This window comes from Amycolatopsis roodepoortensis, assembly GCF_024628825.1.
Taxonomy (GTDB): Bacteria; Actinomycetota; Actinomycetes; order Mycobacteriales; family Pseudonocardiaceae; genus Amycolatopsis; species Amycolatopsis roodepoortensis.
Genome location: NZ_CP102415.1, coordinates 4,202,021 through 4,222,116, shown reverse-complemented (window position 1 = coordinate 4,222,116; position 20,096 = coordinate 4,202,021). Strand labels below are relative to the sequence as shown.

Sequence of the window (20,096 nt, the reverse complement as noted above, 5' to 3'; positions counted from 1 at the left end):
GATCCTTGGCAGGATCCGGGGCTTCAGGGCTCGCGTCGTTACGCCGCCTGGGCGACCGGGGCCGTCGCCGGGGCCAGCGCGATGTCCAGCACCTCGCGGACGTTCGCCACGGCGTGGACGTCCAGCTGTGCCAGCACCTCGGCCGGGACGTCGTCCAGGTCGGGCTCGTTGCGCTGCGGGATGATCACCGTCTTCATCCCCGCCCGGTGCGCGGCCAGCAGCTTCTGCTTGACCCCGCCGATCGGCAGGACCCGCCCGGTCAGCGACACCTCGCCGGTCATCGCGACGTCCGACTTCACGACCCGGCCCGAAAGCAGGGACGCCAGCGCGGTCGTCATCGTGATGCCGGCGCTCGGCCCATCCTTGGGCACCGCGCCCGCGGGGACGTGCACGTGGATGCCGCGGTCCTTCAGGTCTCCGACCGGCAGTTCCAGCTCGGCGCCGCGCGAACGCAGGTACGACAACGCGATCTGCACCGACTCCTTCATCACGTCACCCAGCTGGCCGGTCAGCGACAGCCCGGTCGAGCCGGACTCCGGATCCGCCAGCGACGCCTCGATGTAGAGGACGTCACCGCCGGCGCCGGTCACCGCCAGCCCCGTCGCCACGCCCGGGGTCGACGTGCGCTGCGTCGACGCGGGCAGTGAGGACTCCGGCAGGTGCCGCGGGCGGCCGAGGTAGGTCTCGAGCCCGTCGGCGTCGATCGTCAGCGGCAGCTCGACCTCGTCCAGCGCGACCTTGGTCGCCACCTTCCGCAGAACCTTCGCGATCGTCCGGTTCGCGTTGCGCACCCCGGCTTCCCGCGTGTACTCGGCGGCGATGCGGCTGAACGCGCCGTCGGTCAGCGTGACGTCGTCCTTGCCGAGCCCGGCGCGCTCCAGCTCGCGGGGGAGCAGGTGGTCGCGGGCGATGGTGACCTTCTCGTGCTCGGTGTAGCCGTCGAGGGTGACCAGCTCCATCCGGTCCAGCAGCGGGCCGGGGATGGTCTCGAGCGCGTTCGCCGTCGCCAGGAACACGACGTCGGACAGGTCGAGCTCGACCTCGAGGTAGTGGTCGCGGAAAGTGTGGTTCTGTTCCGGGTCCAGCACCTCCAGCAGCGCGGCCGTCGGGTCGCCGCGGTAGTCGGCGCCGACCTTGTCGATCTCGTCGAGCAGCACGACCGGGTTCATCGAGCCCGCTTCCTTGATGGCTCGGACGATCCGGCCGGGCAGCGCGCCGACGTACGTGCGGCGGTGACCACGGATCTCGGCCTCGTCGCGGATGCCGCCGAGCGCCACGCGGACGAACTTGCGGCCCATCGCCTTCGCCACGGACTCGCCGAGCGACGTCTTGCCGACCCCGGGAGGGCCGGCGAGCGCCAGCACCGCGCCCGAACGACGGCCGCCGACCGGGCCGAGCCCGGACTCCGCGCGACGCTTGCGCACGGCCAGGTACTCGATGATGCGTTCCTTCACGTCGTCGAGACCGGCGTGGTCGGCGTCGAGGATGTCACGCGCGGCGGCGATGTCGTGGACGTCGGTGGTGCGCTCGTTCCACGGCAGTTCGAGGACGGTGTCCAGCCACGTGCGGATCCAGCCGCCCTCGGGGGACTGGTCGGAGGTCCGCTCCAGTTTGTCCACTTCGGACAGTGCGGCCTTCTTGACCGCGTCCGGCAGTTCGGCGGCCTCGACGCGGGCGCGGTAGTCGTCGTCGTTGGCCGTGCCGTCGAGTTCGCCCAGCTCCTTGCGGATCGCTTCGAGCTGGCGGCGCAGCAGGAACTCCTTCTGCTGCTTCTCCATGCCCTCCTGGACGTCCTTGCGGATGGTGTCGGTCACTTCGAGCTCGGCCAGCTGCTCGCGGCTCCATTCGAGCGCCTTCTCCAGCCGGGTGGAGACGTCGAGCGTGGTCAGCAGTTCGAGCTTCTGCTCGGTCTTGAGATAGGACGAGTTGCCCGCGAGGTCGGCGACCGCGGACGGGTCTTCGACCTCCTGGACGGCGTCGATCATCTGCCAGCCGCCACGCTGTTGGAGGATCGCGATGACGACGGACTTGTACTCCGACGCGAGTTTCGCGGCGTTGTCGTCGCTGGTCTCGGTGGCGACCTCGGCGTGCACCCAGCGGGCGGCGCCGGGGCCGTCGGCGATGCGGCCGACGACGGCGCGACGCGTGCCGCGCAGCAGCACCGCGGTCTTGCCGCCGGGCACGCGCCCGATGCGCTCGACGGTCGCGATGGTGCCGAGTTCGGCGTATTCGCCGTGGACGCGGGGGACGATCAGCACTTCGGCCTTGGTGGCGGCGCTGGACCGGATCCCCGGGAAGGAAGCCTGGGCAGGCGTGTTGGCCTGGGCGGACTCCACCGCGGCGCGCGTCTCCGTGTCGGCGAGGTCGAGCGGGACGATCATGCCCGGCAGCACGACGTCGTCATCGAGCGGGAGGACGGGCAGGAGGCGGTTGTCGGTCATCTGTGCACTCCTCGGTTAGTTGAGTCTGTCTAGCTCAACTCTCCGATCGACCCGTTTGTTTCCTCCGCGCGTTCGCCGTCAGCGATCACCCTCCCCTCCGACCTCAAACGCCCAACACGTCGCGTTTAGCGGGCTAAACGCGACGCGTTGCGGCGATAGGTCGGATGTCAGGGGTGGACGGCGACCCCGCACCACGCGAACGGCCGGGCACCTTCCTCGTCCCGCCGCAGCTCCCGCACCGGTCGCCAGTCGGGCAGGTGGACGACGCCGGGCTCCAGCAGCGGCCAGTCCCCGAAGAGCGGCTCGATCTCTTCGCGGTCCCGCATCCACACCGGATTGCTCGTCTTCCGGTACTGCTCGACCATCCAGTGCAGCCCGTCCGCGTCCTCGCCCGTCTGGCCGCCGAAGCTCATATGCGACAACCCCAGCCAGCTGCCCGGCGCCAGCGCGTTCCGGTACGCCGCGACCAGCGCGGGCGGATCGTCGTGCGGTCCGGCGAAATGCAGGACGGCCATCATCATCAGGCACACCGGCTGGTCGAAATCGATCAGCCGCAGCGTCTCCGGATGCCGCAGGACGTCCTTCGGCCGCCGCATGTCCGCCTGGATGATCCCGGCCCACTCGGTCGCCTCGTGCCGTTCGAGGATCAGCTCCGCGTGCGCCACCGCCACCGGCTCGTAGTCGACGTACACGACCTTCGCCGTATCGCCCGGCTCCAGTTCCTCCTGGACGATCTCGTGCACGTTCCCGGCGGTCGGGACACCGGAGCCCAGATCGATGAACTGCCGGATCCCGGCGTCCAGCGCCGCGCGCACGACCCGGTTCATGAACTCGCGGTTGTGCCGCGCGCCTGGTTTGACCCATCGCCACTGCTTCTCCAGCGCCCGGGCGAACTCACGGTCGACCGCCCAGTTGTGGGTCCCGCCGAGGAACCAGTCGTAGATCCTCGCCGCGGACGGCTTCTCGGTGTCGACCCCGGTCGGCGCCACCGGGGCCGCGTCCTCGTCCTTCTTCACGAAAACGAGCCTATCGGGATCAGGGCACCGCCGGTCGCCGCTGCCAGTACGTCCAGAGCGGCCGGTAGCCCTGCGCGTACCAGAACGGCGTCGAGCGCGGGTTGGCCAGCGCGTGGTGCAGCAGCACGGCTTCGGTGCCGCATTCGTCGAAGACCTGGTGCGCGTGCGCGGCGAGCGCCGTCCCCACCCCGCTCGACCGCGCCGGTTCGGCCACCGCCAGCGAAGACAGGTAGCCGACGCGCTCGGCCGCGACCCGGCCGTCGATCCACCCCGTCTCGCCGGGGAACTGCACCCGGACCATGCCCAGCGGCCGTCCGTACAGTTCGGCGATCCACAACGTCGGATTTTCGCGGCCGACGTGTTTCGACAGCTCCGCCCTGATCGTTTCCTCCGCGCCCTCGCGCAAAGTGACAGAACCGAACTGCGCGTCATAGCGCTGCAATTCCAGTTCGAGTCCGACGGCGGTTTCGAGATCATCCGCTTCGGCGGGCCGGATGTGCACCCCGGGCGTGGCGGGCGGCCCCGTCGCGGCGAGCCGGTCGGCCGGGCGGACCGCGATCACCAGCACCGGCGCGAAGCCGCGGCGCAGCAATTCGGCCGAGCCGGGGGAGTCCCGGCTCGGCCGCACGACGGTCGCCGCGGTCTCGACATCCCCAGGTGGGGCCACGGTCTTCAGATGTTCATCCCATCGGGTGAGTAATGCGTCAAGGGCCGCTTCCGGGCGGGGACCGGTGAGCCGCGCTTCGAGGCGATGCTCGACGAGGGCCCGCCACGGAGAGTCAACGGAATCGGGACCCGCCTCGGTCCGTACCGACAATCCGGCGGCGGCCGAGTCGCCATCCGTCGCGGAGAGTGACACGGAGCCCTCCGCAGGCTCCAGTGCAGGCATTTCGGGGAGCAGGGCGTCCACGGTGGCGAGCCGCTCGGCGTGCCCGGCGGCGATGGCGTGGCTATTCATAGGGCTATTCAAGCCCCTACTCACGGGTCCGCCGGGAACTTCACGAGATTGGCCGGGGCGTGGCGTCAGGTGACTTCCGGTAGTCGGAAGGAACGCGAATAACGCTCCCATTTCACCCCTTGGTCCACGCAGGTCAGCGCGACGCGCCCATTGTTAACCCTGGGGTGATCTCATACTGTCTCGAATGGGACTCGGGTACGCCCTCCGGGGTACTGTATTGCCCTCGTCCCCGAGGTCGCGGTAGGACAAGACCGGTTGGGCAGCCGGGAAGGAAGGTCGGATGCCGGACACGAACGGCAGGCCCGGGAGCGCCGCACAGGCGACAGCGGGCAAGGGAGGCGCCGTTACGGAGGCTCGTACCGACGAGCGACGATTCCGCGTCTACACCTTCGCGGTACTCACCATGGGCATCGCCGCCGCGGCCGCGGTCAGCCTCTGGCTGGACTTCGAGGCTTCGGACGACCTGTTGTGGATCGGGCCGATCCTCGCGCTCGCGTTCCTGCTCGCCGAACAGCTCGGCATCAACGTCGACGTCCGCAGCGGCATCTCGTGGACGATCTCGTTCACCGAGATCCCACTGGTCATCGGATTCTTCGTCGCTCCCTTCGAAGTCGTGCTCGCCGCCCATCTCGCGGCGGGCATCGGGACACTGCTGGCCCGCAAGGTCGCGGGCCGCGTGCTCTACAACGCCGGCGCCTTCCTGCTGGAGATCACCGGCGCGTTCGCCGTGGCAGGACTGGTGAAGCAGGCCTCCGGCGCCCACGACATGACCTGGATCGCCGCGCTGGCGGGCACTTTGACCGCGCCGCTGGTCAGCACGCTGCTCGCGCTCGCCGCCGTCCGCGTGCTGCGCCGCCGCATGCGGGTCAGCACCGCGATCCGGCTGACCGGCCGCATCCTCGTCGTCGGCTTCGTCAACGCTTCGGTCGGTCTTTCCGGATATTTGGTCATTTCCGGGACGCCGAAGGCCTGGCCGCTCGTGCTGGCCGTCTTCCTCGGGCTCACCGCGCTGTACTGGGCGTACTCGGATCTTCTGCGCGAGCAGCGCGACATGGAAGCGTTGTCCGACGTCAGCCTGATGGTCGCGCGCTCCGGTCAACAGGCCGCCGCGCGGCCTGCCGGGCGCGCGGACGAACTCGTCGGCGGTGTCGACGTCCGCGAGTGGGCGACCATCGCCGAACGCATCAAGGACCAGCTGGCCGCCGGCCGCGTCGTGCTCAGGCTCCGGCTGGAACCGAAGGACACCATGCGGATGGTCGTCGCGGGCGACGAACTGCCGCCCGTCGACCCGGCCGCCGACGACCCGCTGCTGCGCCTGCCCGGCGCGCACGTCCGGCACTTCCGGATCACCGAAGCCAACCCCGACGTCCGCTCCGCGTTGCTCGACCGCGGCGCGCAGGAGGCGCTGGTCGTCCCGCTGCGCAGCGCGAACCAGCTCCTCGGCGTCGTCGAAGCGCACGACAGGCTGTCCCGCTGGCGCGGGTTCGGCAAATACGACGTCCAGTTGCTCGGCACGATGGCCAGCCACCTCGCGACGTCGCTGGACAACCGGCGCCTCCTCGCGACCCTGCGCCACGACGCCTACCACGACCCGCTGACCGGACTGCTCAACCGGCCGGGCTTCCGCCAGGTCGCCAAGGAACCGTTGCGGGAACAGGTCGACGCGGTCGTCCTCCGGATCGACCTCGACGTCTTCTCCACCGTCAGCGACGCGCTCGGTTACGTGTGGGCCGACCGGATGGTCATCGCCGCGGGGCGCCGGATCCGCGACGCGCTCGGCCCCGACGTCCCGCTCGCCAGGCTCGAAGGCGCGTCCTTCGCGGCGCTCCTCGTCGGCTGCGCGCCGGAACGCGCCCAGGCCGCCGCGGAACTCCTTCGCGCGGAGCTCGTGGCGCCGTACCCGGTGGACCGGCTTTCCGTCGAAGCCAACGCGATGATCGGCTACGCCACTTCGTCCGCGGAGGACGAGGACCAGGTCGACGTCGACGGGCTCCTGCAGCGTGCCGACGTCGCCGTCCGCGCCACGAAGGGCGGCGAAGAGGTCCGCGGCTACATGGCCAGCATGGGCCAGATCTTCATGCGCCGGTTCCAGATGGTCACGCAGTTCCGGCAGTCGCTGGAAGAAGGCCAGCTGAGCGTCCACTACCAGCCGAAGATCACCTTGCCGAACCGGCAGATCCAAGGCGTCGAGGCGCTCGTTCGCTGGGTGCATCCGGAGTTCGGCAGGCTCGGGCCCGACGAGTTCGTCCCGGCGATCGAAGCGGCAGGCCTCATCGGCGTCCTGACGTCGTTCGTGCTGGAAGAGTCGTTGAAGCGTGTCCGCAAGTGGCTCGACGAAGGCCTGCGCATCTCCGCCGCGGTGAACCTTTCGGTGCGGAACCTGGCCGACGAGGACTTCCCGACGAAGGTCGCGCGCGAACTCGACCGCTTCGGCATCCCGCCGGAACTGCTCACCTTCGAGCTCACCGAGTCCGGTGTGATGTCCGACCCGCAGAAGGCGCTGCCGATCCTGCGGGAGCTGCACTCGCTGGGCATCGTGCTCGCCGTCGACGACTTCGGCACCGGCTACTCGTCGCTGGCGTACCTGCGGCAGCTCCCGGTCGACCAGGTCAAGATCGACAAGAGCTTCGTCCTCGGCATGGGCACCGACCTTGGCGACCTCGCCGTCGTGCGCTCCATCGTCGAGCTTGGCCACTCGCTCGGCCTCACGGTCGTGGCGGAGGGCGTCGAGGAGGACGTCGCGCGGGATCAGCTCGAAGCGATGGGCTGTGACGTGGCGCAGGGCTACCTCATCTCGCGGCCGCTGCCGGAGGATCGCCTGGAGGCGTGGCTGCAGGCCCGGACGGCCCGCTCGCCGGGGCGGCACTCCGAGACCGTCCTGACCCTGCTGACCTGAGGTTTTGCGGTAAGGGGACCCCCCTGAAATCGGGGTCCCCCGAAGTTGGTAATCTTTCCAAGTCCTCGCGAGAGGCAAGGCCCCTTTAGCTCAGTCGGCAGAGCGTCTCCATGGTAAGGAGAAGGTCTACGGTTCGATTCCGTAAAGGGGCTCGCGACCTCAGCCGCGTCACGTAAGCGTGTCGCGGCCAGGTTCATGTAAGGCGGTGTAGCTCAGCTGGCAGAGCAAGCGGCTCATAATCGCTGTGTCGCCGGTTCAAGTCCGGCCACCGCTACGCGGTAATCCTGGGTATCCCAGGCCTAGTAGAGAAGGAAATGCTGTGGCTGCCACTGACGTGCGACCGAAGATCACGCTCGCGTGTGAGGAGTGCAAGCACCGCAACTACATCACCAAGAAGAACCGGCGCAACAACCCGGATCGCCTGGAGATGAAGAAGTTCTGCCCGAACTGCGGTACGCACCGGACTCACAAAGAGACCCGCTGAGCGTCTAGCGGTTCTACCTGTCTCACCCGAAGCCGTCCTGGTCACCAGGGCGGCTTCGGGTTTTTCCGGGTTCGGTAGCCTGCCCGGGTGGCCTTGGACCAGTCGTTCACCGGGCGGGTGTACCCGCCGACCAGTACCTATGAAGTGAGTCGCGAGAAGATCCGGGAGTTCGCCGACGCGCTCGGCGACGCGAACCCGCTCTATCGCGACACCGAAGCGGCGAAGGCGGCCGGCTACCCCGACGTCATCGCGCCGCCGACGTTCCTGACGATCATCAACCTCGCCTCGATCAACGCGATCGTCTCGGACCCCGAGCTGGGGCTCGACTATTCGCGGATGGTCCACGGCGACCAGCGGTTCACCTACACGCGGCCGGTGCACGCGGGCGACGTCCTGTCGCTCACCACGTACATCGACAACATCATGACCCGCGCCGGGAACGACTTCATCAACCTGCGCGCCGAGATCTCCGGCGCCGACGGCGGCCCGATCGCCACCACGAACGCCCAGCTCGTGGTCCGAGGGGAGGACGCGTGAGCACGTTCACCGCCGGGGAAGAACTGGCCCCGCTGACCATCGACGTCACCCGCGACCAACTGGTGCGCTACGCCGGCGCGTCGCTGGACTTCAACCCCATCCACTGGAACGAGGCCTTCGCGAAGGAGGTCGGGCTGCCCGACGTCATCGCGCACGGGATGCTGACGATGGCGCTCGGGGCGCGGCTCGTCACCGACTGGCTCGGCGACCCCGGCCGTCTCGTCGACTACTTCGCGCGCTTCACGCGCCCCGTGGTCGTGCCGAACGACGGCGCGGCGACGATCGAGTTCACCGGGAAGGTCGCCGTGGTCAACGACGACGGCACCGCCCGCGTCGACATCACCGCCAAGTTCGAGGGCAAGGCCGTTCTGGGCAAGGCGCAGGCGATCGTCCGCAGCTGACCTCGGTACAGGTGGTCGTGAGTGGCGATTCGGGTTCTAACCCGAATCGCCACTCACGACGCCAGCTTCAGCAGCTTCTCGATGACCTCCGCCATCCCCTCCGCGCCCCGTGCGTTCGGATGCAGCGGCGCCGCGGGCACGGAAGGAGCGGGGCCTTCCACCCAGCGCCGGTTCGCGGCGCTGCACATGTCCCGCCCCTTGCTCGCTGTCGACATATCGGCGAAGCCCGCGTCGTGCTCCTTCGCCGTCTCCTGCAACGCCTCGTTCAGTCGCTTCAGCGAGTCGCGGAAGTAGGCCACGTCGCCCGCGCCGACCGGCAGGACCGGCCAGCAAGCGGCGTCGTCGTCCGGAAGCACCGTCGGGTACCCCACGACCACGATGCGTGCCGAAGGAGCTTTCGAGCGGATCTGGTCCAGAATCCCGCCGAGCCTGCCCGCCGCGGCGGCGATCCGCTCGGCCAGCTGGTCGCGCCCGCCAGCGGTCAGCTGGGTCTTGCAGGGCGAAGCGGTCTGCACCTGCGTCGCGCACTGGCTCGCGAAGCCGACGAAGCCCACGTCGTTGCCGCCGATCCCGACGGTCACCAGAGTCGTCTCGGCGTCGATCACGTCGAGCTGCGGAGCGTTCGTGCCGTCCCGGGTCTTCTGCTCGCCGGTGAGGTGTCCGGTCGTGGCGCCACCGCAGCTGGCGTCGACGAACTCGGCCGGACGCAGCTTCGCGGCGAGCAGGCTCGGGTAGTTGTTGTCCGAGCGGTCGCAACCCGGCGGCTCGCCCACAGGCCGTCCGGTGCCCGGCGAAGCCGTGTAGGAATCGCCCAGCGCCACGTACCGGCCCGCACCGTCCGAAGTGGTGACTCCCGCAGGTGTCACCGACGTCCCGCGCTCCCACAGGTGGTACGCGATCCCCAGGACGGACAGCACGATCACCAGGAAGAGGCAGCCGCCGCCCGTTCTTCGCCGCGTCACTCGTTCGTTGTACGCGACCTGGGTCACATTTGTCATCGGTCCGCTCGTCGGTGAACGACGCGTGAACGGGTGATCTCCGGTTGCCTGAGACGTGGATCACGTTCAAGGTGGTGCGCGTAGTTGCCCCGAGGAAAGGCGAAATCACGTGAGCCTGAACCTGAACAAGCTGGTCGACAAGGCGTGGGAGGACAAAGGCATCAACGAGGTGCTGGACGCTCCGCCGTCCGCGCTCGAGGGCCTGACCAAGAAGCACGACGAACTCCTCGCCGAGCTCAAGATCAAGACCATCCGGGACCTCGGCAACTGGAAGTACGCGGCGAAGGCCCACGCGCTCGTCCAGCTCGCCGACGGCGAATCCTGACCCGTTGAGGGCCCTTCCCGGCGAACGGGGAGGGCCTTCAGCCGCGGGGGACGAGGTCGCGCAGCTCGGCGGCGAGATCGAGGGCGTGGCCCACGTCCCGCGCGAGGTAGTGCGGGTCGACGAAGGCTTCGGCGATCCCGGTCTCGGCGGCCGCCTTCAGCTGCGCGGCGACGTCTTGGAGATCGGTTCCGGGCTTCGGGTTGATCCGCAGGACCCGCCGCAACGTGCCGGGGTCGCGGCCCGCCTTCTCGGCCGAGCTCACCACGGTCTCCCAGAGCTTCGCCAGATACGGCGCGGGCAGCCCCGCGGGCAGCCAGCCGTCCGCGCGGCGGCCCACGCGGTCCAGCGCCACCGGCGACAGCCCGCCCAGCAGCACCGGCGGATGCGGGCTCTGCACCGGTCGCAATCCCACCTTCGCCGCCGGGACCCGCCAGCGTTCGCCTTCGTGCTCGACCGGATCCCCGGTCCAAAACTTCCGAAGGACGTCGAGAAGCTCCTCCAGTTGCGCGCCACGCCCCTTCCAGGGCGTGCCCGTCGCCGTGTACTCGTCGCGAAGCCAGCCGATGCCCAAGCCGACGTCCAGGCGGCCACCGCTCACCTGATCCAGTGATGTGAGCATCCGGGCGAGCACGACGGCCGGATAGACCGTTCCGGTGAGCGTGCTGGTGCCCAGCCGGACCTTGTTCGTGACGCTCGCGGCGACGGTCAGCAGGATCAGCGGATCGCCGAAGGTGACGAACTCGGGCGGGTACGGCCGTTCCGGCGTGCCGCCGGGGTAGAAGTCCGACGGCGACACCGGGGCCAGCACGCGATCCCCGACCCACAAGGACTCGTACCCGAGCTCCTCGGCGGCCGCGGCGAAACCGGTGACGGCGTCCAGCGACGCGAGGGGGCCGTACTGTGGAAGAGCGATTCCCAGGCGCATCACGGTCACCGTGCGTCCGCGAGCAGAAGATCCATCGTGGTGATCCCTTCGGCGAGATCGTTTTCGTCCAGCGCATAGGAAATCCGGAAGTCTCCCGGCGTCCCGAACGCTTCATCGGCTGCGCGCACTCCGCGAATTTCCTTGTCTGGCAAGGCTTCCATCGGCGGGTAGACGTAAAAAGCACCGAGTGGCGCCAGAGTTTCCACATCCGGGATCATCTCGTCGGTGATGACCCAGAGACCGTTTTCGTGTGCCGGTCGCCCGGTCGCCTCGACCCGCTCGACGGTGATCGACTCCGAGTACGTCGCCCAGTACGGCGCGAGCAGCGTCGCGAACGCCGAGTGGACCGCCCGTTCCGGGAGTCCGCCCGCGGCCGGCTGCCCGGCGCCGAATCCGATCACCGGACGCCCCGCGCCTCGAGCTCCCGGGCCTTCGCGTCGACCGCCGGCGTGATGCCGCCGACGCGAGCCGAGACGCGGTCGGCCGTCGAAGGCGAGGGTGCGGGAGCGCTCATGGCGACATCGTGGCACGATCATGGGGTCGGCCGTGGGGGAGTTTCCCCGCGGAAGGCTGCTCCGCGCCGCTTTGAGGGGCGCGGTTGCGAAGCTGTTCGGGGGTTGCCGTAGACTTCTGGTCTCGGAACGCACTACGGTCATCCCCGCCACGGCGGTGGGGACGATGGAATGCGTCCTCGGGAGCTCCAGAGCATCGGGGTTCCAAAGGGGTGTAGCTCAATTGGCAGAGCAGCGGTCTCCAAAACCGCAGGTTGCAGGTTCAAGTCCTGTCACCCCTGCGTTAGCGAACTGGTGAAGGCGGAGGAGTGGTCGTGAGCGACAGCGACGCCAGCGGTGAGAAGGCGCAGGACGGCGCCGGGCAGAAGCCCGACGAGCAGTCCCGCCCGGTGACCGCCGCTGCCCGGCGTGAGCGCCGTGCGTCCGCGCGCCCGTCCGGTAAGGCCGACGCCAAGTCGGACGACAAGACCCGCCCCGCCGGCAAGGCGAAGGCCGGGGACAAGACCGAGAAGTCCAAGGACGCCAAAGGCACGGCGACCCCGAAGCGCGACCGCAAGCCGAAGCAGGCGTCGATCTTCGCCCGGCTGATGCGCTTCATCCGTGAGGTCTGGGCCGAGCTGCGCAAGGTCATCTGGCCGAACCGCAAGCAGATGGTCACCTACACCGCGGTGGTGCTGGTCTTCGTGGTGTTCATGGTGGCGCTGGTGAGCGGCCTCGACCTGGCCTTCAAAGAGGTCGTCGGTGCCGTCTTCGGCAGCTGAGGCAGCCGTTCGCGGCGCCTGAGGGCACCGTACGGAGGCCTGCGCCACGGCAACCGATCAACTGAGAGGACGGAACGTGACCTCCGACAACGGCACAGCAGCCGGTCATGAGCTGACCGAGCTTTCCGACGAGCAGGTGCACGCGGCACTCGGCGACGAGCAGTCCGAGCACCTGGACTCCGTCGAGGTGCCCGCCGCAGGCGACGAGGTCGACGAAGCCGGAGATGCCGCGGAGGCCGACGAGGCGTCCGCCGAGACCGACGACACCGCCGCCGAGCCCGAGGCCGACGAGGACGTCGACCCGGTCGCGAAGATGCGCGCGGAACTCAACGCCGCTCCCGGTGAGTGGTACGTCGTGCACTCGTACGCGGGTTACGAGAACAAGGTGAAGACCAACCTCGAAACCCGGACCCAGACGCTGGACGTCGAGGACTACATCTTCCAGATCGAGGTCCCGACCGAAGAGGTCACCGAGATCAAGAACGGCCAGCGCAAGCAGGTGCAGCGCAAGGTGCTGCCCGGCTACATCCTGGTCCGCATGGACCTGAACGACGCCTCGTGGAGCGCGGTGCGCAACACGCCGGGCGTCACCGGGTTCGTCGGCGCCACCTCGCGTCCGTCGCCGCTGACCGTGGACGAGGTGCTCAAGTTCCTCGCGCCCAAGGTCGAGACGGCCGCCCCCGCCAAGCCCGGCAAGGGTGAGTCCGCTTCCGCCGAGTCCCAGCTCGGTGCGCCCGCGGTCGAGGTCGACTTCGAGGTCGGCGAGTCGGTCACCGTCATGGACGGCCCGTTCGCGACGCTGCCCGCGACGATCTCCGAGGTCAACGTGGACGGACAGAAGCTGAAGGTCCTGGTGTCGATCTTCGGCCGGGAGACCCCGGTCGAGCTGTCGTTCAACCAGGTCTCCAAGATCTGACGGCCGCCAGACGGCCGGCAGTCCCCGCGTACTGGCAGGTGTGCGGGGGACTCAAGTCAGTAAGAAGGAACAAACGAAATGCCACCCAAGAAGAAGAAGCTTGCGGCGATCATCAAGCTGCAGATCAAGGCGGGTGCGGCCAACCCCGCGCCGCCGGTCGGCCCCGCGCTGGGTCAGCACGGCGTCAACATCATGGAGTTCTGCAAGGCCTACAACGCCGCGACCGAGTCGCAGCGCGGGGACGTCGTCCCGGTCGAGATCTCCGTGTACGAAGACCGCACGTTCGACTTCAAGCTCAAGACGCCGCCGGCCGCGAAGCTGCTGCTGAAGGCCGCGGGCGTGGAGAAGGGTTCCGGCGAGCCGCACAAGACCAAGGTCGCCAAGGTCACTTGGGACCAGGTCCGCGACATCGCGAAGACCAAGGAATCCGACCTGAACGCGCACGACATCGACCAGGCCGCGAAGATCATCGCCGGCACCGCCCGCTCGATGGGCATCACGGTCGTCGACTGAGTTCCACCCCGCACCACCGTGGGAGAGCCAAGTGCTGGCTCCAACACCACACTGATCCGTTGAAGAGTTAAGGACAGAAGCAATGCCCAAGCACAGCAAGGCCTACCGTCAGGCTCTTGAGCTGGTGGACCGCGAGCGGCTCTACGCCCCGCTCGAGGCCGCGAAGCTGGCCAAGGAGACCTCTTCCAAGAAGATGGACGCCACCGTCGAGGTCGCCATGCGCCTCGGTGTCGACCCTCGGAAGGCCGACCAGATGGTCCGCGGCACCGTGAACCTGCCGCACGGCACCGGTAAGACCGCCCGCGTCATCGTTTTCGCCGTTGGTGACAAGGCCGCCGAGGCCGAGGCCGCCGGCGCGGACGTGGTCGGCACCGACGAACTGATCGAGCGCATCCAGGGTGGCTGGCTCGAGTTCGACGCCGCGATCGCGACGCCGGACCAGATGGCGAAGGTCGGCCGTATCGCCCGCATCCTCGGCCCGCGTGGCCTGATGCCGAACCCGAAGACCGGCACCGTGACCCCCGCGGTCGCGAAGGCCGTGACGGACATCAAGGGCGGTAAGATCAACTTCCGCGTGGACAAGCAGGCCAACCTGCACTTCGTCATCGGCAAGGCCTCGTTCGACACCGAGAAGCTGGTGGAGAACTACGCGGCCGCGCTGGACGAAATCCTCCGCGCCAAGCCCTCGTCGGCGAAGGGTCGCTACCTGAAGAAGGTCACGATCTCCACGACGATGGGCCCGGGTGTCCCGGTCGACCCGGCCCGGACCCGCAACCTCCTCTCCGAGGACGCGTGAGTCTGAGTTAGACATCACTGAGAAGGGGGCGGTCCCGCTACGGCGGGGCCGCCCCCTTTTCGTGTTTGCTTGAGGGCATGCCTACCTTCGCGTCGTTCGACGGGCTTCAGCTGAACTACACCGTTTGGGAAGGCGGAGGACGTCCGGTTCTGCTGCAGCACGGCTTCGCCGCGGACACGAACGCCAACTGGATCGCGCCGGGCGTCGTCGACACCCTCCAGGACGCGGGACTGACCGTGATCAGCCTGGACGCGCGCGGCCACGGGCGGTCGGCGAAACCGCACGACGAGGCGAGCTACGCGGACGACGCGATGGTCCGTGACGTCTCGGCGCTGCTCGACACGCTGAACCTCGACGAGGTGTCGATGGTCGGCTACTCGATGGGCGCGATGATCGCGCTCGGCGCGGTGGCCGCCGACCCGCGGATCCGGTGTCTCGCGATCGGGGGCGTCGGTTCGGGGATCGTCGACTTCGGCGGCGTCGACACCCGCGTCGTCACGCCGGAGGCGATCAGCGAGGCTTTGCTCGCTTCGGACCCCTCGACGCTTCCGCCGTCTTCGGCGCCGTTTCGTCTGCTGGCCGACGCCCTGCGGGCGGACCGGATCGCGCTGGCGGCCGTCGCACGCGGGACGGCGAATCCGAAACTGGACCTGACGGCGATCGCGGTGCCGACCCTGATCCTGGCCGGGGACACCGACCCGCTGGCCGCGGAACCCGAACGCCTGGCCGCCGCCATCGCCGGCGCCCGCCTCGTCCGCGTCCCGGGCGACCACATGGCCGCCGTCATGCACCCCGCCTTCGGCTCCGCGCTGACCGGCTTCCTCACGTCGCACGACTTCTGACCGGACGTGCGTTTAGCCCCCTAATCGCGATCCGGCGCGCGACCTGCGTTTCGCGGGCTAATCGCGATCCGGGCCGCGCGTCGCGTTTCGCGGGCTAAACGCGATCCGGTGGGCACGTGCGTTTAGCCCCCTAATCGCGATCTGGGGGTGGAAACACCCAGGTCAGTTGCCGGTGGGCGGGGCGGGGCAGGGGTCAGGGGAGTTGGCGTGCCCGGTGATCAGCCATTGGCCCATCTCGACTTCCTGCAGGGTGAAGCTGCCCAGCAAGGGACCACCGCGGATGCTGTACCAGCACGAGTGGATCGTCATGTTCTGCCGCGGGACAACGCTGGACATCGGACGCACCGCGTAGATGTACTGCGTGATGTCGGTGACCTTGGCGTTCAGGGCGGGGACGGCAGTGGCGCAGTCCGGATAGCCGAGGTTCCTGGCGAACTGAGCTTGGGCTTGTTCGGTCATTGCCAGACATACCGTTTCAATCCGGACGTCTCGCGGATACGGCTTGCCGATTGTGTCGTAGATGGCCCGCACGGCCTCCCATGGATTGGTGGAAAGGATATGGTTGGTGCGGTGCTTGCCGCCGCCGCCTTGGACGAACGTCGCCGTGTCCTGTCCGGCGTCGCTGGGGAAGATCTGCCGGTAGGCGATGGTCGCGCCGATGCAGATCAGCAAGATCACGATGATCCAGGCGAGCAGCTTCCCACCCAGACGTCGCAACCAGCGCGGCATGCGCGGCCGAGGGGCCGGCACGAGCTCGCCGGGCGGCGGTCCCGGAGGCGCCGGAGGCTGACCTCCGTAGTGCTGGATCATGGGTTGCGCGGGTTGCGATGGCACGAGGCCCTGCTTCTGCGCCTCAGTGAACTTCAGATAGTCCTGGAACTGCTGAAACTGCTGGAACTGACGCAGTTGCTCGTCGTCCAGCCGGGGCGCGGGCTGACCTCCCGCCTTGGGCTCGATGTCCGTGCCGGGCTCGTTGTCCGGCTTTCCGTCATCACGCTGCTCCGCCACGTCACCATGATGCCTCGCGAGCCCTCCATCGCACTCCGCCGGTCGCGTTTAGCCCGCTGAACGCGACTTGAGAGGGGGGCCGTGCCGGGGGCGAAACAGGGTCACGTATTCTTGTCAAGGTTCTACCGAAGACCGCTGGTCTTCTCCTGGTCATCTGACTCGGAGAACGAAGGCCCCGCTAGGGCGGGCGACCCGCGCAGGAGGAACGAGGCTCGCTCGCGACGTACTCCGTCGTTCGCCCTGACGCCCCGCGCCTGTCTGCGCTGGGGCGTTTCGTCGTTTCAGGGCTCTCAAGGCCAGTGGACCACTAGCCAAGAGAGGAGGCGACCATGGCGAAGCCCGACAAGGAGGCGGCCGTCGCCGAGATCGCGGAGCGCTTCCGCACCAGCTCGGCCACAGTCGTTACCCAGTACACCGGCCTCTCCGTGTCCCAGCTGTCCCAGCTGCGCCGCGCTCTCGGCACCAATGCCAAGTACCGGGTCGCGAAGAACACCCTCGTCCAGCGTGCCGCCACGGACGCCGGAATCGAGGGTCTCGAGGACCTGTTCGTCGGCCCGACCGCGATCGCCTTCGTCGAAGGTGAAGCTGTTGACGCCGCGAAGGCGCTTCGCGACTTCGCGAAGGACAACAACGCGCTTGTGATCAAGGGCGGCTACATGGACGGCAAGACGCTGTCCGTGGACGAGATCAACCAGATCGCCGATCTCGACAGCCGTGAGGTCCTGCTCGCCAAGGCGGCGGGCGCGTTCAAGGCGAAGCTGTCCCAGGCCGCCGCGCTGTTCCAGGCGCCGGCGTCCCAGGTCGCCCGCCTGGCTGCCGCGCTGGAGGAGAAGCAGCGCAACGCCGGTACCGAAGCAGCCGAAGCACCCGCCGAGAGCTGAACACCCCCCACCCCGAACTTTTAGTTCGTTTCAGAGAGGAAAGCCACCATGGCGAAGCTGAGCACCGCCGAGCTGATCGACGCCTTCAAGGAGCTCACCCTTCTTGAGCTGTCCGAGTTCGTGAAGGAATTCGAGACCACCTTCGACGTGACCGCGGCCGCCCCGGCTGCCGTCGTCGCCGCCGCCCCGGGTGCCGCCCCCGCCGCGGCCGCCGAGGAGCAGGACGAGTTCGACGTCGTCCTCGAGTCCGCCGGTGACAAGAAGATCCAGGTCATCAAGGTCGTCCGTGAGGTCGTCTCCGGTCTGGGCCTGAAGGAGGCCAAGGAGCTGGTCGAGGCCGCTCCCAAGGCCCTCCTGGAGAAGGTCGACAAGGAGGCCGCCGACGCCGCCAAGGAGAAGCTCGAGGCCGCCGGCGCCAAGATCACCATCAAGTGATCCCGGGCGCGTCAGCGCCTAACGCAGCACCGCCGAAGGGGCGGGCATCCACTCGGATGCCCGCCCCTTCGCTGTCTCCGGCCACGACCTGCGTTTAGCCCCCTAATCGCGACGCGTAGCCACGCTAAGCATCAGGGCGCCGGATCGCGTTTAGCCCGCTAAACGCGATCCGGCCGGCGCGGAGGGCGCAGGGGCCCTGACCTGCGTTTAGCGGGCTAAACGCGATCCGGGCCGGGCGGCGCCCGCTGTGGATCTGCGCCCGGGAGTGACGTGCACTACGGTGCTGCAAGCGGTGCACGGGCAGGCGGCGGGCTGCGCGAAAAGTTACCCGCGGGTCTGGCCAGAAAAGAAAACTGGTGAGTAACCTGTTCGCACTCAGCTCGTTGCACCTGGTTGACGCGGGTATCGCTGCGCGAACGCATGCGTCCTCCCGGGCCAGTGGCACGGGACGGCAGTGCGCGACGACGCGGAACAGCTCCTGGAGGTGCGATGGGTGCCGAGGTGGTCATCGAAGGTCTTTCCAAGTCCTTCGGTAAGCAGGCCATCTGGCGGGACGTCACGCTGACCCTGCCTCCGGGCGAGGTTTCGGCGATGCTCGGCCCGTCCGGAACCGGTAAGTCCGTCTTCTTGAAGTCGATGATCGGTCTGCTCAAGCCGGACCGTGGCCGGTGCATGATCAACGGCGTCGACATCGTGACGTGCTCCGAACACCAGCTCTACGAGGTGCGCAAGCTCTTCGGCGTCCTCTTCCAGGACGGCGCGCTCTTCGGCTCGATGAACCTCTACGACAACGTGGCGTTCCCCCTGCGCGAGCACACGAAGAAGTCGGAGACCGAGGTCCGCCGGATCGTGCTCGAGAAGCTCGAGATGACCGGTCTCAACGGCGCCGACAAGAAGCTGCCCGGCGAGATCTCCGGCGGTATGCGCAAACGCGCCGGCCTCGCCCGCGCTCTGGTGCTGGACCCGCAGATCATCCTGGTCGACGAGCCGGACTCCGGTCTCGACCCGGTCCGCACCACCTACATCTCCCAGCTCTTCCTGGACGTCAACGCGCAGATCGACGCGACGTTCCTGATCGTCACGCACAACATCAACCTCGCCCGCACCGTCCCGGACAACCTCGGCATGCTCTTCCGCAAGGAACTGGTCATGTTCGGCCCGCGCGAGGTGCTGCTGACCAGCGAGGAGCCGGTCGTCAAGCAGTTCCTCAACGGCAAGATGGACGGTCCCATCGGCATGAGCGAGGAGAAGGACTCGGCCCAGCTCGCCGCGGAGCGCGCGATGTTCGAGGCCGGGCACCACGCGGGCGGTGTCGAGGACGTCAGCGGGGTGCCGCCGCAGATGCAGCCGACGCCCGGCGTGCCGACCCGGATGGGCGCGGTCCGCCGCAAGGACCGCGTCATGCAGATCCTGCACGGTCTCCCGGCCGAGGCGCAGCAGAGCATCATCGAGTCGCTCTCCCCGGAGGAGCAGCAGCGCTACGGCGTCCGCCCGCAGCGCCTCGCGACCGCCGGCCACCGGTCGTCGCCCGCCGAGAGTTCGATCCCGAACCACCACCAGGGCCAGTTGCCCGACGACCAGGTCGCCCACATCCCGCATCCCGGGAGAGCGGGCAACCATCGCTTGCGGCCACAAGATCCGGGGTCAGGTGGCGCGTGAGCTCTTCCGCTTCATCGGCGAAGATTCCCGGGATCGGCATGCTGCGCGAGACCGGGAACCTGTTCGCTCTCGGCCTCGACATCGTTCGTGGCATCTTCCAGCGCCCGTTCCAGCTGCGGGAGTTCATCCAGCAGGCCTGGTTCATCGCGAGCGTCACGATCCTCCCGACGGCGCTCGTCGCGATCCCGTTCGGCGCGGTCATCTCGCTGCAGTTCGGCTCGCTGGCCCGCCAGCTCGGCGCCCAGTCCTACACGGGCGCCGGGTCGGTGCTGGCCACCGTGCAGCAGGCCAGTCCGCTGGTCACGGCGCTGCTGGTCGCGGGCGCCGGCGGTAGCGCGGTCTGCGCGGACATCGGCGCGCGGACGATCCGCGAAGAGATCGACGCCATGGAGGTGCTCGGCGTCTCCGCGGTGCAGCGGCTGATCGTGCCGCGCGTGCTCGCGATGATGCTGGTGGCGCTCCTGCTGAACGGCATGGTCAGCGTCATCGGCGTGCTCGGCGGGTACTTCTTCAACGTCGTCCTCCAGGGCGGGACGCCGGGCGCGTACCTGGCGAGTTTCTCCGCGCTGGCCCAGCTGCCGGACCTCTGGGTCGGCGAGCTGAAGGCGCTGATCTTCGGCTTCATCGCCGCGGTCGTCGCCTCTTACCGGGGACTGAACCCGTCCGGCGGCCCGAAGGGCGTCGGGGACGCGGTGAACCAGTCGGTCGTCATCACGTTCCTCATGCTGTTCGTGGTGAACTTCGTGATCACGCTGATCTACCTGCAGATCGTGCCCGGAAAGCTGGACTGAC

At 68.5% G+C, this 20,096-nt stretch carries 20 protein-coding genes, 3 tRNA genes and 1 pseudogene; 17 read left to right on the top strand and 7 right to left on the bottom strand.

Annotated features, from left to right (window positions below; all coding sequences use genetic code 11):
• Positions 1-38: 38 nt before the first annotated feature.
• The 3 genes from lon to NQK81_RS19780 all read right to left on the bottom strand — a co-directional run bounded on the left by lon (position 39) and on the right by NQK81_RS19780 (position 4,415).
• On the bottom strand, positions 39-2,441 hold the full coding sequence (gene lon / locus NQK81_RS19790; RefSeq protein WP_257489288.1) for an endopeptidase La: 2,403 nt from the start codon (positions 2,439-2,441) through the stop codon (positions 39-41).
• Positions 2,442-2,608: 167 nt separating this feature from the next.
• Entirely contained in the window at positions 2,609-3,457 is an 849-nt protein-coding gene (locus tag NQK81_RS19785) for an SAM-dependent methyltransferase (RefSeq protein WP_126733314.1), read from the bottom strand.
• Positions 3,458-3,476: 19 nt separating this feature from the next.
• Positions 3,477-4,415, bottom strand: a complete 939-nt coding sequence (locus NQK81_RS19780; RefSeq protein ID WP_257489287.1) for a GNAT family N-acetyltransferase — start codon at positions 4,413-4,415, stop codon at positions 3,477-3,479.
• Between the two features lie 280 nt (positions 4,416-4,695).
• On the opposite strand from NQK81_RS19780, the gene NQK81_RS19775 reads away from it, so the two are divergent.
• From NQK81_RS19775 to NQK81_RS19750, 6 genes are all read left to right on the top strand, one after another.
• Positions 4,696-7,311 carry a putative bifunctional diguanylate cyclase/phosphodiesterase gene (locus tag NQK81_RS19775; RefSeq protein WP_257489286.1) on the top strand — a complete coding sequence of 872 codons (2,616 nt, stop codon included), beginning with the start codon at positions 4,696-4,698 and terminating at the stop codon, positions 7,309-7,311.
• Positions 7,312-7,390: 79 nt separating this feature from the next.
• Positions 7,391-7,463, top strand: a tRNA-Thr gene (locus NQK81_RS19770).
• A gap of 49 nt (positions 7,464-7,512) precedes the next feature.
• Positions 7,513-7,585 (top strand) — tRNA-Met (locus NQK81_RS19765).
• Between the two features lie 45 nt (positions 7,586-7,630).
• Positions 7,631-7,795, top strand: a complete 165-nt coding sequence (gene rpmG, locus NQK81_RS19760) for a 50S ribosomal protein L33 (RefSeq protein WP_005152047.1) — start codon at positions 7,631-7,633, stop codon at positions 7,793-7,795.
• Between the two features lie 87 nt (positions 7,796-7,882).
• Positions 7,883-8,332 carry a MaoC family dehydratase N-terminal domain-containing protein gene (locus NQK81_RS19755; RefSeq protein ID WP_034304171.1) on the top strand — a complete coding sequence of 150 codons (450 nt, stop codon included), beginning with the start codon at positions 7,883-7,885 and terminating at the stop codon, positions 8,330-8,332.
• Complete coding sequence (locus NQK81_RS19750) at positions 8,329-8,733, top strand: MaoC family dehydratase (protein ID WP_257489285.1); 405 nt, start codon at positions 8,329-8,331, stop codon at positions 8,731-8,733. Before NQK81_RS19755 ends, NQK81_RS19750 begins: the two co-directional genes overlap by 4 nt.
• Positions 8,734-8,786: 53 nt before the next feature.
• Here the strand turns inward: NQK81_RS19750 and NQK81_RS19745 are convergent, their stop codons facing one another.
• Positions 8,787-9,722: an SGNH/GDSL hydrolase family protein gene (locus tag NQK81_RS19745; RefSeq protein ID WP_257489795.1), complete on the bottom strand. Its 936-nt coding sequence runs from the start codon at positions 9,720-9,722 to the stop codon at positions 8,787-8,789.
• Between the two features lie 118 nt (positions 9,723-9,840).
• On the opposite strand from NQK81_RS19745, the gene NQK81_RS19740 reads away from it, so the two are divergent.
• Positions 9,841-10,056 (top strand): hypothetical protein, encoded by a 216-nt coding sequence (locus NQK81_RS19740; RefSeq protein WP_126733319.1) that lies wholly within the window; start codon positions 9,841-9,843, stop codon positions 10,054-10,056.
• A 37-nt stretch (positions 10,057-10,093) separates the two neighbouring features.
• Here NQK81_RS19740 and NQK81_RS19735 read toward each other — a convergent pair whose 3' ends face one another.
• Entirely contained in the window at positions 10,094-10,990 is an 897-nt protein-coding gene (locus tag NQK81_RS19735; protein ID WP_257489284.1) for a TIGR03619 family F420-dependent LLM class oxidoreductase, read from the bottom strand.
• 206 nt (positions 10,991-11,196) lie between these two features.
• Positions 11,197-11,495, bottom strand: a pseudogene (locus NQK81_RS45535) (hypothetical protein); the annotation flags it as partial.
• A 206-nt stretch (positions 11,496-11,701) separates the two neighbouring features.
• Here NQK81_RS45535 and NQK81_RS19725 point away from each other — a divergent pair.
• The 6 genes from NQK81_RS19725 to NQK81_RS19700 all read left to right on the top strand — a co-directional run bounded on the left by NQK81_RS19725 (position 11,702) and on the right by NQK81_RS19700 (position 15,321).
• Positions 11,702-11,774, top strand: a tRNA-Trp gene (locus NQK81_RS19725).
• A gap of 27 nt (positions 11,775-11,801) precedes the next feature.
• Positions 11,802-12,254 (top strand): preprotein translocase subunit SecE, encoded by a 453-nt coding sequence (secE, locus tag NQK81_RS19720; protein WP_007031001.1) that lies wholly within the window; start codon positions 11,802-11,804, stop codon positions 12,252-12,254.
• A 76-nt stretch (positions 12,255-12,330) separates the two neighbouring features.
• Positions 12,331-13,170 (top strand): transcription termination/antitermination protein NusG, encoded by an 840-nt coding sequence (gene nusG, locus NQK81_RS19715; protein WP_257489283.1) that lies wholly within the window; start codon positions 12,331-12,333, stop codon positions 13,168-13,170.
• A gap of 78 nt (positions 13,171-13,248) precedes the next feature.
• Positions 13,249-13,683 (top strand): 50S ribosomal protein L11, encoded by a 435-nt coding sequence (rplK, locus tag NQK81_RS19710; protein ID WP_005152062.1) that lies wholly within the window; start codon positions 13,249-13,251, stop codon positions 13,681-13,683.
• Positions 13,684-13,765: 82 nt separating this feature from the next.
• A complete protein-coding gene (gene rplA / locus NQK81_RS19705) occupies positions 13,766-14,479 on the top strand; it encodes a 50S ribosomal protein L1 (protein WP_126733323.1) in 714 nt (237 codons plus the stop codon).
• A 77-nt stretch (positions 14,480-14,556) separates the two neighbouring features.
• The gene (locus NQK81_RS19700) at positions 14,557-15,321 is read left to right on the top strand and encodes an alpha/beta fold hydrolase (protein WP_126733324.1); all 765 of its coding nucleotides are present in this window, start codon (positions 14,557-14,559) and stop codon (positions 15,319-15,321) included.
• A 162-nt stretch (positions 15,322-15,483) separates the two neighbouring features.
• Here NQK81_RS19700 and NQK81_RS19695 read toward each other — a convergent pair whose 3' ends face one another.
• A complete protein-coding gene (locus NQK81_RS19695) occupies positions 15,484-16,329 on the bottom strand; it encodes a hypothetical protein (RefSeq protein WP_257489282.1) in 846 nt (281 codons plus the stop codon).
• A 329-nt stretch (positions 16,330-16,658) separates the two neighbouring features.
• On the opposite strand from NQK81_RS19695, the gene rplJ reads away from it, so the two are divergent.
• From rplJ to NQK81_RS19675, 4 genes are all read left to right on the top strand, one after another.
• Entirely contained in the window at positions 16,659-17,210 is a 552-nt protein-coding gene (gene rplJ, locus NQK81_RS19690) for a 50S ribosomal protein L10 (RefSeq protein WP_192747811.1), read from the top strand.
• A 48-nt stretch (positions 17,211-17,258) separates the two neighbouring features.
• Positions 17,259-17,645: a 50S ribosomal protein L7/L12 gene (rplL, locus tag NQK81_RS19685; protein ID WP_257489281.1), complete on the top strand. Its 387-nt coding sequence runs from the start codon at positions 17,259-17,261 to the stop codon at positions 17,643-17,645.
• Between the two features lie 489 nt (positions 17,646-18,134).
• Complete coding sequence (locus NQK81_RS19680) at positions 18,135-19,304, top strand: ABC transporter ATP-binding protein (protein WP_126733327.1); 1,170 nt, start codon at positions 18,135-18,137, stop codon at positions 19,302-19,304.
• Between the two features lie 38 nt (positions 19,305-19,342).
• A complete protein-coding gene (locus NQK81_RS19675) occupies positions 19,343-20,095 on the top strand; it encodes an MlaE family ABC transporter permease (protein WP_020633292.1) in 753 nt (250 codons plus the stop codon).
• The last annotated feature ends 1 nt before the right edge of the window (position 20,096 follow it).